Annotated in this window: 13 protein-coding genes; 7 read left to right on the top strand and 6 right to left on the bottom strand. The window is 40.0% G+C overall.

What is annotated here, in order from left to right:
* Positions 1-81: 81 nt before the first annotated feature.
* Positions 82-2,967: a coiled-coil domain-containing protein gene (locus tag HT99x_RS01765; protein WP_075066895.1), complete on the top strand. Its 2,886-nt coding sequence runs from the start codon at positions 82-84 to the stop codon at positions 2,965-2,967.
* 39 nt (positions 2,968-3,006) lie between these two features.
* On the opposite strand, the gene waaA is transcribed toward HT99x_RS01765, so the two are convergent.
* On the bottom strand, positions 3,007-4,320 hold the full coding sequence (gene waaA, locus HT99x_RS01760) for a lipid IV(A) 3-deoxy-D-manno-octulosonic acid transferase (RefSeq protein WP_200957140.1): 1,314 nt from the start codon (positions 4,318-4,320) through the stop codon (positions 3,007-3,009).
* Positions 4,321-4,466: 146 nt separating this feature from the next.
* Here waaA and HT99x_RS01755 point away from each other — a divergent pair, with 146 nt between their 5' ends.
* The 6 genes from HT99x_RS01755 to HT99x_RS01730 all read left to right on the top strand — a co-directional run bounded on the left by HT99x_RS01755 (position 4,467) and on the right by HT99x_RS01730 (position 8,853).
* On the top strand, positions 4,467-5,240 hold the full coding sequence (locus tag HT99x_RS01755) for a glycosyltransferase (RefSeq protein ID WP_075066893.1): 774 nt from the start codon (positions 4,467-4,469) through the stop codon (positions 5,238-5,240).
* A complete protein-coding gene (locus HT99x_RS01750; protein WP_075067748.1) occupies positions 5,237-5,986 on the top strand; it encodes a polysaccharide deacetylase family protein in 750 nt (249 codons plus the stop codon). The genes HT99x_RS01755 and HT99x_RS01750 overlap by 4 nt, the downstream gene beginning before the upstream one ends.
* Before the next feature lie 138 nt (positions 5,987-6,124).
* Positions 6,125-6,910, top strand: coding sequence for a hypothetical protein (locus HT99x_RS01745; RefSeq protein ID WP_139016671.1), 786 nt, complete (start codon positions 6,125-6,127; stop codon positions 6,908-6,910).
* Positions 6,911-7,006: 96 nt separating this feature from the next.
* On the top strand, positions 7,007-7,582 hold the full coding sequence (locus tag HT99x_RS01740; RefSeq protein ID WP_075067750.1) for an ankyrin repeat domain-containing protein: 576 nt from the start codon (positions 7,007-7,009) through the stop codon (positions 7,580-7,582).
* A 144-nt stretch (positions 7,583-7,726) separates the two neighbouring features.
* The gene (locus tag HT99x_RS01735; RefSeq protein ID WP_075067751.1) at positions 7,727-8,155 is read left to right on the top strand and encodes an antitoxin Xre/MbcA/ParS toxin-binding domain-containing protein; all 429 of its coding nucleotides are present in this window, start codon (positions 7,727-7,729) and stop codon (positions 8,153-8,155) included.
* Positions 8,155-8,853: an RES domain-containing protein gene (locus HT99x_RS01730; protein ID WP_075067752.1), complete on the top strand. Its 699-nt coding sequence runs from the start codon at positions 8,155-8,157 to the stop codon at positions 8,851-8,853. Before HT99x_RS01735 ends, HT99x_RS01730 begins: the two co-directional genes overlap by 1 nt.
* 5 nt (positions 8,854-8,858) lie before the next feature.
* Here HT99x_RS01730 and HT99x_RS01725 read toward each other — a convergent pair whose 3' ends face one another.
* The 5 genes from HT99x_RS01725 to HT99x_RS01705 all read right to left on the bottom strand — a co-directional run bounded on the left by HT99x_RS01725 (position 8,859) and on the right by HT99x_RS01705 (position 13,112).
* On the bottom strand, positions 8,859-9,044 hold the full coding sequence (locus HT99x_RS01725; RefSeq protein WP_075067753.1) for a hypothetical protein: 186 nt from the start codon (positions 9,042-9,044) through the stop codon (positions 8,859-8,861).
* Between the two features lie 61 nt (positions 9,045-9,105).
* A complete protein-coding gene (rfaD, locus tag HT99x_RS01720; protein ID WP_075067754.1) occupies positions 9,106-10,050 on the bottom strand; it encodes an ADP-glyceromanno-heptose 6-epimerase in 945 nt (314 codons plus the stop codon).
* The gene (hldE, locus tag HT99x_RS01715; RefSeq protein WP_075067755.1) at positions 10,047-11,492 is read right to left on the bottom strand and encodes a bifunctional D-glycero-beta-D-manno-heptose-7-phosphate kinase/D-glycero-beta-D-manno-heptose 1-phosphate adenylyltransferase HldE; all 1,446 of its coding nucleotides are present in this window, start codon (positions 11,490-11,492) and stop codon (positions 10,047-10,049) included. Before hldE ends, rfaD begins: the two co-directional genes overlap by 4 nt.
* A 95-nt stretch (positions 11,493-11,587) precedes the next feature.
* Complete coding sequence (locus HT99x_RS01710; RefSeq protein ID WP_075067756.1) at positions 11,588-12,295, bottom strand: lipopolysaccharide kinase InaA family protein; 708 nt, start codon at positions 12,293-12,295, stop codon at positions 11,588-11,590.
* A complete protein-coding gene (locus HT99x_RS01705) occupies positions 12,282-13,112 on the bottom strand; it encodes a glycosyltransferase (RefSeq protein ID WP_075067757.1) in 831 nt (276 codons plus the stop codon). The genes HT99x_RS01710 and HT99x_RS01705 overlap by 14 nt, the downstream gene beginning before the upstream one ends.
* Between the last annotated feature and the right edge of the window lie 7 nt (positions 13,113-13,119).

Raw genomic sequence — 13,119 nt, 5'->3', positions numbered from 1 at the left:
TTGTTACTTACATCCACCTTAATTTAACATGTTGTTTATTCAAACAAAAATTTAACAACTTTAGGTAATGGGGATATTCATATGCTAGGTTCATATAATTCACGTAATAACACTTACCACAAGCCAAAACTGACTATCGAAGCTTTTCATCGCTCCCAAGAGCTCGAACTTCAAAGACTAACAACAAGCCAACCGCTTGACCCTCGAGCATTACAACGCTTTGTCAATACTTATACCCAGGATTACAACCAACAATTTACGCGCCCTAATACGCAAAAAAGGAAAGCCTTATTTCAACAAGCGTCTGAGCATTACATTAAGCTTTATCATGCAAAACTAGCAAAGGCATCCTCACTCGCAGATGTCGCATTTTTAATGGAAGAATTTACGCGATTTTTTCCTGAAGGGGATAGCGCCCTTATCCATTACCAAGACAATGCGGTATTTAAATTATTTGGCAGCGCTTTACTCGAAACCTTGCAAAAGACAGTTGTGCCTGGAAACTATTCGATAACAACAAAACCCTTTCGTTGTGTTGATGCCATGCTCCTACAAAATTTGGCAAAATTACCCATCGCAATGGCAACCAAACCTATCGCGCCAACGCAAACAACCGCGCCTAAAAAGAAAGGGAAACAGAAATTTAACACGGTCATGACAGAAAAATATGGCAAAACGTTGAATGGATATGGCAAAGTGATTGCGGATTTGATTGAAAACACAACCAAATTCATTAACGATAAACCAAAGCCTAGTCCTGCCACCATCACAATGACGGCGGCTGCCCTGTCTTCTTTTGATATCGATGCTTTTGAAACAAACTTGACTAGCACGATTACGCAGAATCAGACGATTCAGAATTTCGTTAGTGCTTGCCTTGAAAAAGAGGGGACATTACCAGATGCAGCAGACGTTATTCGATTAATGCATGCCATCATTTTGCTATCCTCTGACGATAACCGAATGAAGTATTTACCGAAGGACAAAGCCGCTCAATTACTCAATAGTATTGACCAACTTAAACTTCGGTTTCCTGATGATCGCTCATTAGCGAATCAATTATTTTTTATTAAAAATGTTTATGGCGATGTATTTCCCGCTTCTCTTGAACAAGAAATCGCTCCCTTTGTTGCGTCTTTCCAAGCGCAATCGCATGGCTCCTATTTTGAGTCAGTGATTCATGGAGAAATTTTTGAAGCCGTAAAAGCACTTCAAGCCCAATACCCAGGATTAATTGACCCTACACATTTAGATTTTAATAATCCAATTAGTGCTGAGTTAGGTCTTGAATCTGATGTTGCTTATCTTGATGACGAACTGAAAGTTTGCATGCAAATTGATGGCGATAAATATCATCGTTATTTAGGTTCAGGAAGAGAAACCCAACGAACGAAATTAAGAGACTATTGCTTTGCAACTCAACAGTGGAACATTGCTAAATTTTCTGATTCCAAGCACGGTGTGTCTGAAGTGACAGAACAATTGCTAGAGACTATTGTCATCCCAACATATGAGATGAAAACCCGTCAAAACATTCAACAAATTGGCCAAAATATTGCTCACTTAGATCATGCACAACAGACATTAGCAGCATTGGTTGAAGATGACAGCGCGCAGCACCAAGTTGACGCTGTAAAAAAAGAGTTGGCAGAGGTAACGCAAACCCTCAAAAAGCAAACTCACACTGGTTCTGAACTTGTGCGTTTAGAAAAAGCCATTGCGCAAATTGAATTGCAATTACAACAAGCTAAAGTGAGCACGAATGAAATTCTTTCTGGTGAAATTGCAGCTACCCAAAAACAATTGATGCAATTTGATATGAGAGCAGCCGAACAATTAACGATGCTTTCTCGTGTGTATTCAGCCGCAAAAGAGCAACAGTTAAGCCTGCCTGCAAAACAAGCTGAGTTAATGCTCACATTATCTGATTTGGATAAAACTATTGATACACAAGCCTCTGCCCTCAACGCAATAGAAGAGAAACTGTCTATCAAAAATCAAGAAATTGCAAATCTTGGATTACAGATAAGTACCAAACAACAACTTGCAAAAGAAGCAAAATTCGCACATGACAATTATGAGGTAAATCAAAAAACAGCAACGTTTAACCGCCAAATTGCCAAAGAAAATATGATCAATACCAAAGCAGCCGTCGATTCCCTCAACATTGACCTGTATAGACTAGAGGGTGATGCAAAATTAATAAGAGCAGAAGCGACAAAATTGGAGAGTGCTTTAAAATCATTGCGCCCCAAACAAGCGGTGATGAGGAAAGAATTAGAAACAATCGATGCACAGCTATTTGAAGCCCATAGCATTATCGGAACGCTGCCAAAGACACTGCAAGAACCTGTGATGGGAAGTGCTGAGCTACAACTAAGCACGAAACTCTTACGTAAAATTGCAGCTATTGAAAGTACCAAGCAAGATGCTATTGCGCAATTAAAAGACTACAGCGCTCAAATCAAGGCGCTATCGCAACAACCTGTGACCATAACGCCGACAACGGCAAAGTCTACTGCAAAACCGCATGATTCATCTTCTTTGCAGTCAACAACGAATGCCTTTGTGCCTAAATCCGGGGTACATTCTGTTGCGCGGGCAATGCCTATGTCAATGCCGCCAATGCCGATGCCAATGATGCCGACGATGCCAGTATATCCAGTGGCATCTGGGTACCCAATGGGATTTCATTATGGTTATGGCCCAGTTGGATATCCTATGATGCCTATGTATCATCCACCGCATGGATATTATCCTGAATTCGATGGTGGTTATTATGCAGACGATCAAGGATATGATGGTGGCTATGAAGATGGTCAAGACGACACGCCATATTTTGAGCAGCAGCCACCGATGCTAACTAGTTATCAAAGTCAAAAGCTGCCGCCGTTTATCCAGCAGCAACCATCGACTTATAGTACTTCTAATACGCCTAGCACGGCATCCTGTAGCTATAGAAACTAAGTCATACCTAAAGAAGCGGTCTTTTACAAGACTGCTTCTTTACTTCGCTTGCAAGGGTGGCGTCTGATGCCACAACCGCTCAATCACTTGTAATAATTTATCAAGTGCACCTTTGTTTTCTTCTACAACTTTTTTAGCTTGCAGCCCTTGGGTATTTCGTAACTCGGTTGAGGTTAAAAGCTTGACTAAACATTGCTCTAATTCTGTTTCATCATTGACAATGGTTGCCCCTTTGGCGCCAACCAGCATTTCGCTAATAGCAACAAAATTAAACAATTGAGGCCCCGAGAGCACTGGCAAGCCAAGCGCTGCTGGCTCGAGTAAATTATGCCCCCCTACTGCGACAAAACTACCACCAACAAAAGCCACATCACTTGAGGCATAAAATAAAGGCAGTTCTCCCATGGTGTCGCCCAAGTAAATATCCGTATTGGGCATGGTCTGTTGCTTTAAACTTCTTCTTGCAATCGTAAAACCGCGATCAGTGCATAAATGTGCGACTTTATTAAATCTATCTGGATGTCTTGGCACTAAAAAAAGTAGCAATTGCGGAAAACGCGCTTTAAGTGCTTGATACACATTTAATGCGATTGCTTCTTCTGTTTCGTGTGTACTTGCTGCTATCCATATTAGTCTTTCGCTACCTAATTCCTGGCGCAGCTCCATGCCCGCGTCTTGCAAATAAGGCGGTAATTGTAAATCGAATTTAATATTACCTGTGTCGCTAATTCTATCGCTTGCGACACCTAAATGAGCAAAACGCGCCATATCCATCGCACTTTGCGCCGCCACAGCACTAATCGGGGACACTATCCAATGCATTAAACGCCCAAGCCGTTGATACCGACGCATTGAGACAGGAGAAAGTCGGCCATTCGCAATTAGCACTGGTAATTGGCGTGCTTTACAAGCTTGCAATAAATTAGGCCAAATCTCCGTTTCCATCAGGATAAGCAATTTAGGTTTAATACGTTTAAAAAAGGTATTCAGGGTAAAGGGTAAATCATATGGCAAATAGCAATGATAAATATGTTTACCCAGCATATCCTTAAAAGCCGCTTGCACTCGCTCGGAGCCTGTTGGTGTCGTGGTGGTAATCAAGATAGGAGATTTGGGAAACTGTTGATTTAATCGTCGCACCAAAGGAATAGCCGCAATCGCCTCTCCCACCGAAACGGCATGTAACCACATCACCTCTTCTAAGGGTGGTAAAGGCACTATCCCTAATCGTTCAAGCCAACGTCGGCGGTAAGCGGGCAGTCTTAGACTTCTAACCCATAAGCGAAAGAAAACAACCGGTAATAAACAGGTAAAGAGAACGGTGTAAACCCATAAAAAAATGCGCCAGATCATAGGTCGGTGTATGCTCAACATTTTGCAGTATTGATAACAGAGTCGAAGTATAACGGCTTTCTGCGCAAAAATCTGGTCTTAGTGTTCTCATTGCGGCTCAAATCAGCTACCATTTTTTTTTATATCGTAAGGGCAACATGATTTAGATGACAAAATTAAGTATTATTGTTATCACGAAAAACGAAGCGCATAACATCGGAGATTGTTTAGCCTCCGTTGCCTTTGCCGATGAGAAAATTGTTTTTGACTCAGGTAGCACCGACGACACCGTGAGCGTGTGTCAGCAGTATACTTCTCGTGTCACCGTTACCCCAGATTGGCCAGGTGATGGTCCGCAAAAAAATCGTGCATTAGCAACCGCAACAGGAGAATGGGTATTATGTCTTGATGCTGATGAGCGAGTCAGCGAGGCATTAGCTCAAGAAATATTAGCTGCCATCCAAAACGACCGTGGCTTTGCCGCTTATGAAATCCCTTATCAATCAACCTATTGTGGCAAACCATTACGCTTTGGTGATTGGCGCAATGAATCCCATGTCCGATTATTTAAACGAGGCTTGGCTTCATTTACTGAAAACATCGTACATTGTCACTTACAAGTACATGGCAAAACAGGCAAGCTAAAGCATGCGATTATTCATCATCCCTTCCATCATTTGGGTGCAATGCTTTTTAAACTAAATGATTATTCGACGCAAAGTGCTAAAGCCTTATTTGCTAAAGGACGCAAAGCAACTTTAACCACCGCACTTTCTCGCAGCCTTTGGTCTTTCTTTCGTGGTTATTTTTTAAAACTAGGACTCCTTGATGGCAAAGAAGGATTCCTACTCGCCGTTAGTAACGCGCAAGGGACTTATTATCGTTATTTGAAATTGATGTATTTATGGCAAGCACATCAAAATAAAGGCACTTGCCGATGACTTGTAAAATTATTGCGTTAATGTTCCATCGAGTAGAAGATCAAAGCCAGCATTACTCTCATGAACAATTTTCTCGTTATCTTAGTTATTTAAAACAGCATTTTCCTATTGTCGTGCCAGGCGATCCTTTACCTCAAGATGGCATTGCAATCTGTTTAACGTTTGACGATGCTTATTTTGATTTTTATCAATTTGTTTATCCGCTACTGCGCCAACATCAAATAAAAGCAATATTAGCTGTTAGCCCATATTATATCGTTGAGGAAACAGTTCTTGATAGCGCATCACGCTTAGCGGTTCCCTACCCACAAGGTATGGAAAATAATTTACATCAAACAAAAGTGCCTTTTTGCACCTGGCAAGAATTGCAAGAAATGGCCAATAGCCATTGGGTGCAAATTGCTGCGCATGGCTATAAACATGCTAATCTTGCTAGCAAAACCGCTAATTTTCAGGAAGAAGTGATTATCTCTAAAAAAATGCTAGAGAATAAGCTTCGCACTCAAGTTGCCTATTTTATTTATCCTTATGGAAAGATGTCACGATTTGCTCACAAAATGGTGAGCAGCGTCTATGACTATGGATTTAGGATCGGTAGCAGTTTGAACCAAGGATGGGATCAAAAACGCAAAATGATTTACCGTATTGATGCAGATCCACTTTGGACCGAAATGCGCCCGATTGATGATAGGCTGATAAAGCAATTATCGATTAAATATTGGCTCAATCGGCTCCGAAGGAAATAAATGATTACTCTTTCCACTTTGAATTCATGCAGCGTTAGCTGCACTCGCTCACCCCAGTCATGCACACTATGTGCACTCCTTTGGATTCGCTCATTTGCTGCCTTAGCCTACAAGGTCCCCCTTGAGGGGAAATTCAAATTGGCTCGAGTAAACTTACTCTTCGGTTTGCTATGCTTTGCTCAAGCAAGTTATGGTTTTCCTTATTATGAAGCCAATATCAGTGGTGACTTAAACTACGCTCGTATTCAAGGAATCGCTCAAACTCCTAAGGGTGGTATGCCAAATACAACCGCCTCACTTAGGCCGAAACTGCGTGAAGCAGGTATTGATGATGAATGGTATTATGATGTTGGCGCAGGAATTCAATTTTATCATTTCTTTCTTAATTTTAAATATCATCATCTACAACCACAAGGCAGTGATACACTCAAGCAAGGTTTATTAACCCATAATCAATTTATTCCACAAGGGCAAAATATTAATTTGCGTGTAGATTATGATTGGTATCGATTACAAATGGGCAACTACTTTCGCATCTTCAAGCAAGGTTATGAAATTTCTCCCATTGTTGAGGGACATTGGATCCATTATCATTATTCTTTCTCTTCTTTACCTTTTGCCAGTGCTCGTTCGTTTTCCATGGCGGCAAGTAATTTGGGCCTAGGATTTCGTTTTCCTGTGGGTGAAACAATTAAAGGCGAAATTCAAGCAACAACAACCTTACCTTTTTCGAATTTATCCATAAACCGCATCAACCTTACCTTGCATAAAAACATCCCATTATGCTCGCATATTGTGGTTAGACCCCAATTAGAATTAGGTGTTTTTCGAATTGATTATGAAGATTTTCAATTGATTGCTAATCATATGCAATATACTGCCGCGCCTAATATTGCGCTTGGCTTTACCCTGGCATTCAATTAAAGAATAGATATAAAAATACAGGTCCGAAGGTACAATTCCCCCTTATTGTGTCATCCCTTACACTGGAGACAATAATAAGAAAAACCGGGTTAGACCATGAGTATTATTATCAATGCACTTCGCCAGGGCCATACCGAACTTGCACTTGCGCTGATTCAACATGCTAAGCCTTATCAAGTTTCACAATACGATCAACAAGGTCAGACCGCATTGCATCTTGCGATACAAAAGAATTTTATGGATGTTGCAAAAGCCCTTTTAGAAAAAGGGGCAAATATCAATGCGCTAGCAACTGATCTTTCTTACACCCATATGACCCCTTTGCACTATGCAGCTTTAACCGGCAATATCAAAGCAACTCAATTATTGTTAAGTTGGGGGGCAAATATTCATCTTGAAAATGGTCAATTTCACACGGCAGCCACCATGGCTTACCAACATGGATTCTTGGAAATCGCGAGATTAATTGAACAACGTCATCGACATAACGTGAAGTATCAATGGCCTGCACACAAACCTCAACCTGCCGGTTTATCTCGTAAAATGTTGGAATTACGGAATAATACCATCGATAGTCTACAAACGCGTACTTGGTTTGGCCAATCGACTCCCGCAGTCAATAATGTGGTTGATTTTGCAGCTTATCGAAAAAAGAAAATAGGAAAACCTTAATATAGTTCTCGATGAAATACACCTTTTAGCTGCCCAACCAACAACATTATTTGAATATATAAATACAAATAATGTTTATATATATTCAAAACAATGCTATATTTACCCATAGCGCAGTGTAAATTATCCGTATAGGAGTTTTTTATGGGTAAAATAAAACCGCCAGTCCCTACTTCCTTAATTGATACCTCAGTTGATTTAGAAAGTGTTGAAGCAAGAAAAAAATTAGCATTGATGTTAATGAAGCTATTTTCACACTGGCAGCTAGATCAACGCTCGCAGTTAAATCTTTTGGGAATGAGCGAACAAAGTCGAAGTGCTTTAGATAAATATCGCAAAGGAGACAGTCCTCTGCCCAAATCAAGAGATATGCTTGATCGAGCAGGCTATTTACTTGCTATCCATAAGGCATTACGCATTCTATATCCCCACAATCCCCAAATTCGTTATTCATGGATTAATCATCGCAATAAAGCTTTTGATAATCTCACTCCTTTAGATGTTATGCAATCTCAAGGTGTACTGGGCGCCGCACGCGTCGCGCGTTATCTTGATTTTGTAAGAGGACAATAATGGATCTTTATGCTAAAAATGCCACTGTCAACGAAGATGTTAAAAGAAATATACCCTCTCTGCGAATTAGTGAAGATTTATTTGATGATCTCTACGATGATAACGATTACAAAGCCGTAGCGATTGCTGCTGAATCACGCGTAAAGCAAGATTGCGCCCCAGATTTCATCCAACGCGGTTTCCATTATACAACCAGTGTATTATTTCCCTTTGATTCTGAAAATTACCAGCGCACTCGTTATAGTGATGGCTCCTTTGGTTGCTGGTATGGCTCTATGGAGCTGGATACAACTATTTATGAAACAGCATTTCATAACTTAAAAAATGAACTGAATGTCGAGGGAATAAAAGAAGTTATTATTCGAGAAAGAGCCATTTATAATATATTTTGCGAAGGGATCTTGCTTGATTTTCGAGAACTACAAAATCATTTTCCTAAACTTATTCATGATGATTATTCTTATACACAACAAATAGGTAGACATCTTGCAACGCAAGGTCATCCAGGTCTGCTTGCCCCCTCTGCAAGAAAACCAGGTGGAGTAAATGTTGTGGTATTTAATTCACAAATCTTAAGCAATCCTAGAGTGAGTCAATACTTAACTTATTATATTGATCCCATTAATCAAACTGTAAGAGTTGAAAAAAAACCAAATGAGCTTTATCTAATGATAAAACCTTTTACCCAAACTGCTTAACCCATTTAATTAACAATTTGTATTTCACTCAATGCAAGATAATCATCAATGGCATCCCTCATCGCCATTTCTAATTTATCTAAAGTAGAAGCGCTAAAGACGATAACTTCTAAGGTATTAATGACTTCACCAATAAATACCCCAGAACGAACATCGTAGTAATATTTTGCAATCAGTCCTTTGTACTGCATAAGGATCCGTTAGTCGTTCCGTCACTGCAAGGCTCACCTTGCAATGACGGTCGTAAATGCATTATTTCGCTATCTCGTCCAAATACGCTTTCACCCCTTCTTCTACTGTTTTGAAAGGTTGGGAAAAACCTGCTTGACGTAATAAGGTAATATCCGCTTCGGTAAAGCTTTGATAGCGCCCTTTTAGATGTTCAGGAAATGGAATGTACTCAATGTGGCCTTTGCCATGCCAAGCTATGACGGCATTGGCAACATCATTAAAGCTTTGGCTTTTACCCGTACCAACATTAAAAATACCTTTGCACTGAGGATTATCCATAAACCATAAATTGACATCGACAACATCGCCAACATAAACGAAATCTCGACGTTGTTCGCCATTACCATAACCATCACAACCTTCAAATAGCTTTACCATACCATTTTTAGGTAACTGTTGATTTAAATGATAAGCAACGCTTGCCATACTGCCTTTATGATCTTCATGTGGACCATATACATTAAAATAGCGAAAACCGACAATCTGGCTTTTGGCTTCTGGTAAGAGTCTTCGCACATATTGATCAAATAAAAACTTAGAGTAACCATACACATTTAATGGTTTCTCATACGCTAATTCTTCTTTGAAAATTTGACCATCACCGTAAGTCGCAGCGCTTGATGCATACAGCAAATTAACGCCTCTGTCTAAGCAATAATGCAATACTGATTTGGAGTATTCATAATTATTCTCCATCATGTATCGGCCATTCCATTCCGTTGTGCTTGAACATGCACCTTCATGAAAAATGGCTTGAATATCTTGATTAAAACTATCTCGTTTTTCAATTAAACGTAAAAAAGCATCTTTATCAAGATAATCAGCAATTTCTACTTCGGCTAAATGCGCAAATTTTGTGCCATCGGTGAGCTCATCAACAACAATGATATCTTTTATACCTCGTTGATTTAATTTTTTGACAATATTTGAGCCAATAAAGCCTGCACCGCCAGTTACAATAATCATGATACCTCCAATTCAACGGCTGTTTGGTTTATGCGTTCTAGCATGCCTGTTGTTGAACATCCTGGAACAAAAGGCAAAATTTTAACTTGTCCACCGTGGGCAAGCACATGAGAAGCACCCGCGATTTGATGCACTTCATAATCGCCCCCCTTCACTAGAATATGGGGCGTCACTGCTTCAATAAGGGCTGCTGGCGTATCTTCACTAAAAGGAACAACAAAATCGACACATCCTAAGGCTGCCAGTACTTGCATACGTTCAGCTAAAGGATTAACTGGGCGAGTTGGTCCTTTTAATCTCTTAATCGATGCATCATCATTCACTGCCATGATTAAGCAATCACCTAATGCTCTAGCTTGTTGCAAATATGTAATATGCCCTGCATGCAAAATATCAAAACAGCCATTGGTCATGACTATTTTCTTTCTTTTTAACTTTAATTTATCTACTTCTGCCAGTAATGATTGTTGCGATAAAATATTTACAGAGGATGCATAACCTTTTGCAATATCAAGCTCATGCTTTATTTCATCACTTGTGATAGTTGCGGTCCCTAAGCGACCAACGGAAATACCAGCAGCAATATTCGCTAATTCAGCTGCATCAACGAATGAACACTTAGCGGCTATTGCACTTGCTAATACCGCAATAACGGTATCGCCCGCTCCTGTGATATCAAATACTTCTCGCGCTTTGGTAGGTATATGTTTAATGTTGCCATTTTTCTCAAGCAACGTCATACCCTGTGAACCACGCGTTACCAATAATGCATCTAAAGCCAAATGATTAACGAGTTCTAATCCTTTGCGGACGATATCTGCTTCATTGTGGCAAGCACCTACCGCCATCTCAAATTCACTCATATTTGGCGTTAAGATATTAGCACCTCGATAAATACTAAGATCTGCATTTTTAGGATCAACAATCACCTTAACACCATTTTTGCGGGCATATTCTATGATGGCTTGCGGGTAAGCCAAGACACCTTTGGCATAATCTGACAAAATTAAAACATCTGTTTTAGCAGCTAAGGGTGCAAATCGCTCAATGATTTTTTCCGCAGGCCATAACACTTTATCTTCAAAATCTAAGCGAATAAGTTGTTGATGGCGACCTAGTACTCGTAATTTTAAAGTGGTATTCAATGTGGGAGAACGAATGAAATCACATTGAACATTTTTACTTTGCAACATTCTGAATAGTTGCCGCCCTGGATCATCTTCACCAATAACACTGATTAAGGTTGTTTTACCTCCCAATGCTGTCACATTAACGGCAACATTAGCAGCGCCACCCACCCTCTCTTCGTGACGATCAATTCTCACTACGGGTACCGGCGCTTCGGGTGAAATACGTGAAGTGTCACCGTGCCAATAGCGATCAAGCATCGCATCACCAATCACAACCACATTACAGCTGGAAAAATCAGGACAATTTAACATAACGACCCTTTTTTATTTTATTTTACTTTCTTAGTTTAAATGCCGCTCACAAAATCCACTCTGCGCTTGCAATCATTATTTCTGCGAAACGCATCCTAGCACAGCAAACCCCTTGCTTGAAAATGGCTTGTAAATATTTGTGCAACTTGCGCTGAGATTTCTGGATAATCTTGCCAATTTTCCATAAAACGTTTCACCGCATGTTGAGTTGCACGATTTGCATGGAGCCGCCACCGATATTGGCGCATGCTATCTAAATCAATAAGATAAGGTTGTTCTTTAACCAATATAATATTACTTAAATTTAAATCACGATGACTCAAATGTTCATCACCTAATTGTTGAATAAGTTCAACAATCTTTTGGGCAACAACCTCCCATTGGGATTGATAATTTATCTGCGAAAAGAAGTGTAACGCATCAATACCCTTTATTAATGAGCAAATAAAATAGGAACGCTTTTTGAATGGGCCAAAACGGTCTTCAACATAAGCAATAGGTTCAAATGTTTTTATGTTGGCCAGCGCTAAACGCTTTGCATAATGCCAATTTTTTTTTGCTCTGGAGGTACAAACTAATCGACGCAACCCATGTAAAACACCTTTGGTATTAGAACGCTTAATCACGATTGGCTCATCATCAACCGAGACAACAACTACCGTCGAAGTAGGATCATCTTTCAGGATTTTCAATGGCGTTTGCATCGCTGAATCAACATCTTGCAATACAACTTGCATTTTTTGCGTATGAAATTGTGGTTGACAGATAGTCAATTTATTCCACTTGCAATCAATCATTTTCATGGCAATACTGATCAAAACCTTTTTTTGCTCTTATCTGGGTGCTTTGTAATGTCTGTGCTAGACGATAAGCATTGTCCGTTAACATGGCTCTGTTTTGTTCTTTATGCCAAAGATGCACAAGGCCTGTTGCGAATTTTCCAGATTTGCGCTTGATGGTAGATCTTAACAATCTAATAACGAGATCGGAATCTTCGAAACCCCATCCCACATAGTTTTCATCTAATCCATTGACGCGGATATAATCCTTACGCCACAGTCCTAAATTACAGGTTTTAACACCTTTCCATTTTTTAGGTGCTAATTTTCTTAATCGTCCAAGTGGTAAAGTTAAAAGGGGTAAAAATCGATTGCAATCACGCTTCATTGTTACCCATGCCCATTTGGCAAGCGTTAATTTTTCAAGGGCTATTTTTTGAGTCAATGCTTTCATTGTGAAGGGTTGGTTTAGCAGTAATCGATTACCTGCCACAAAAAAACCAGGTTCTGCTAACTGCGCATGATTACCCACAAAATGAGGCAAAGGAACACAATCCCCATCAATAAATACAAGATAATCGTACTGCGCTAATGCTGCTGCACGATTACGAATCATTGCAGCTCTAAATCCTTCATCTGGATGCCAGCAGTGCTTAATAGGAAAAGGGGCTCTCTCTTTCCATGATTGAATAACTCTCCCGGTTTCCTCTTTGGAACCATCATCAGCAATGATCACTTCAAAGTGTTTATATTGCTGCGCGCATAAACCACTTAACACCCTATCTAGCGCACTTGGCCAATTATAGGTAGTTACAATGACACTCACACCAAGCTGATTCATGGTTCAA

The organism is Candidatus Berkiella aquae (genome assembly GCF_001431295.2).
In the GTDB taxonomy this organism is placed as follows: domain Bacteria; phylum Pseudomonadota; class Gammaproteobacteria; order Berkiellales; family Berkiellaceae; genus Berkiella; species Berkiella aquae.
Note: the sequence above shows the minus strand (reverse complement) of the source record. Positions and strands in the feature narration are given on the sequence as shown.

Coding starts and splice junctions, on each gene's coding strand:
- rfaD (WP_075067754.1), bottom strand. CDS start 10,050: ATGATTATTGTAACTGGCGGTGCAGGCTTTATTGGCTCAAATATTGTC.
- HT99x_RS01765 (WP_075066895.1), top strand. CDS start 82: ATGCTAGGTTCATATAATTCACGTAATAACACTTACCACAAGCCAAAA.
- HT99x_RS01750 (WP_075067748.1), top strand. CDS start 5,237: ATGACTTGTAAAATTATTGCGTTAATGTTCCATCGAGTAGAAGATCAA.
- HT99x_RS01735 (WP_075067751.1), top strand. CDS start 7,727: ATGGGTAAAATAAAACCGCCAGTCCCTACTTCCTTAATTGATACCTCA.
- HT99x_RS01725 (WP_075067753.1), bottom strand. CDS start 9,044: ATGCAGTACAAAGGACTGATTGCAAAATATTACTACGATGTTCGTTCT.
- HT99x_RS01755 (WP_075066893.1), top strand. CDS start 4,467: ATGACAAAATTAAGTATTATTGTTATCACGAAAAACGAAGCGCATAAC.
- HT99x_RS01740 (WP_075067750.1), top strand. CDS start 7,007: ATGAGTATTATTATCAATGCACTTCGCCAGGGCCATACCGAACTTGCA.
- hldE (WP_075067755.1), bottom strand. CDS start 11,492: ATGTTAAATTGTCCTGATTTTTCCAGCTGTAATGTGGTTGTGATTGGT.
- HT99x_RS01730 (WP_075067752.1), top strand. CDS start 8,155: ATGGATCTTTATGCTAAAAATGCCACTGTCAACGAAGATGTTAAAAGA.
- waaA (WP_200957140.1), bottom strand. CDS start 4,320: ATGATCTGGCGCATTTTTTTATGGGTTTACACCGTTCTCTTTACCTGT.
- HT99x_RS01710 (WP_075067756.1), bottom strand. CDS start 12,295: ATGAAAATGATTGATTGCAAGTGGAATAAATTGACTATCTGTCAACCA.
- HT99x_RS01705 (WP_075067757.1), bottom strand. CDS start 13,112: ATGAATCAGCTTGGTGTGAGTGTCATTGTAACTACCTATAATTGGCCA.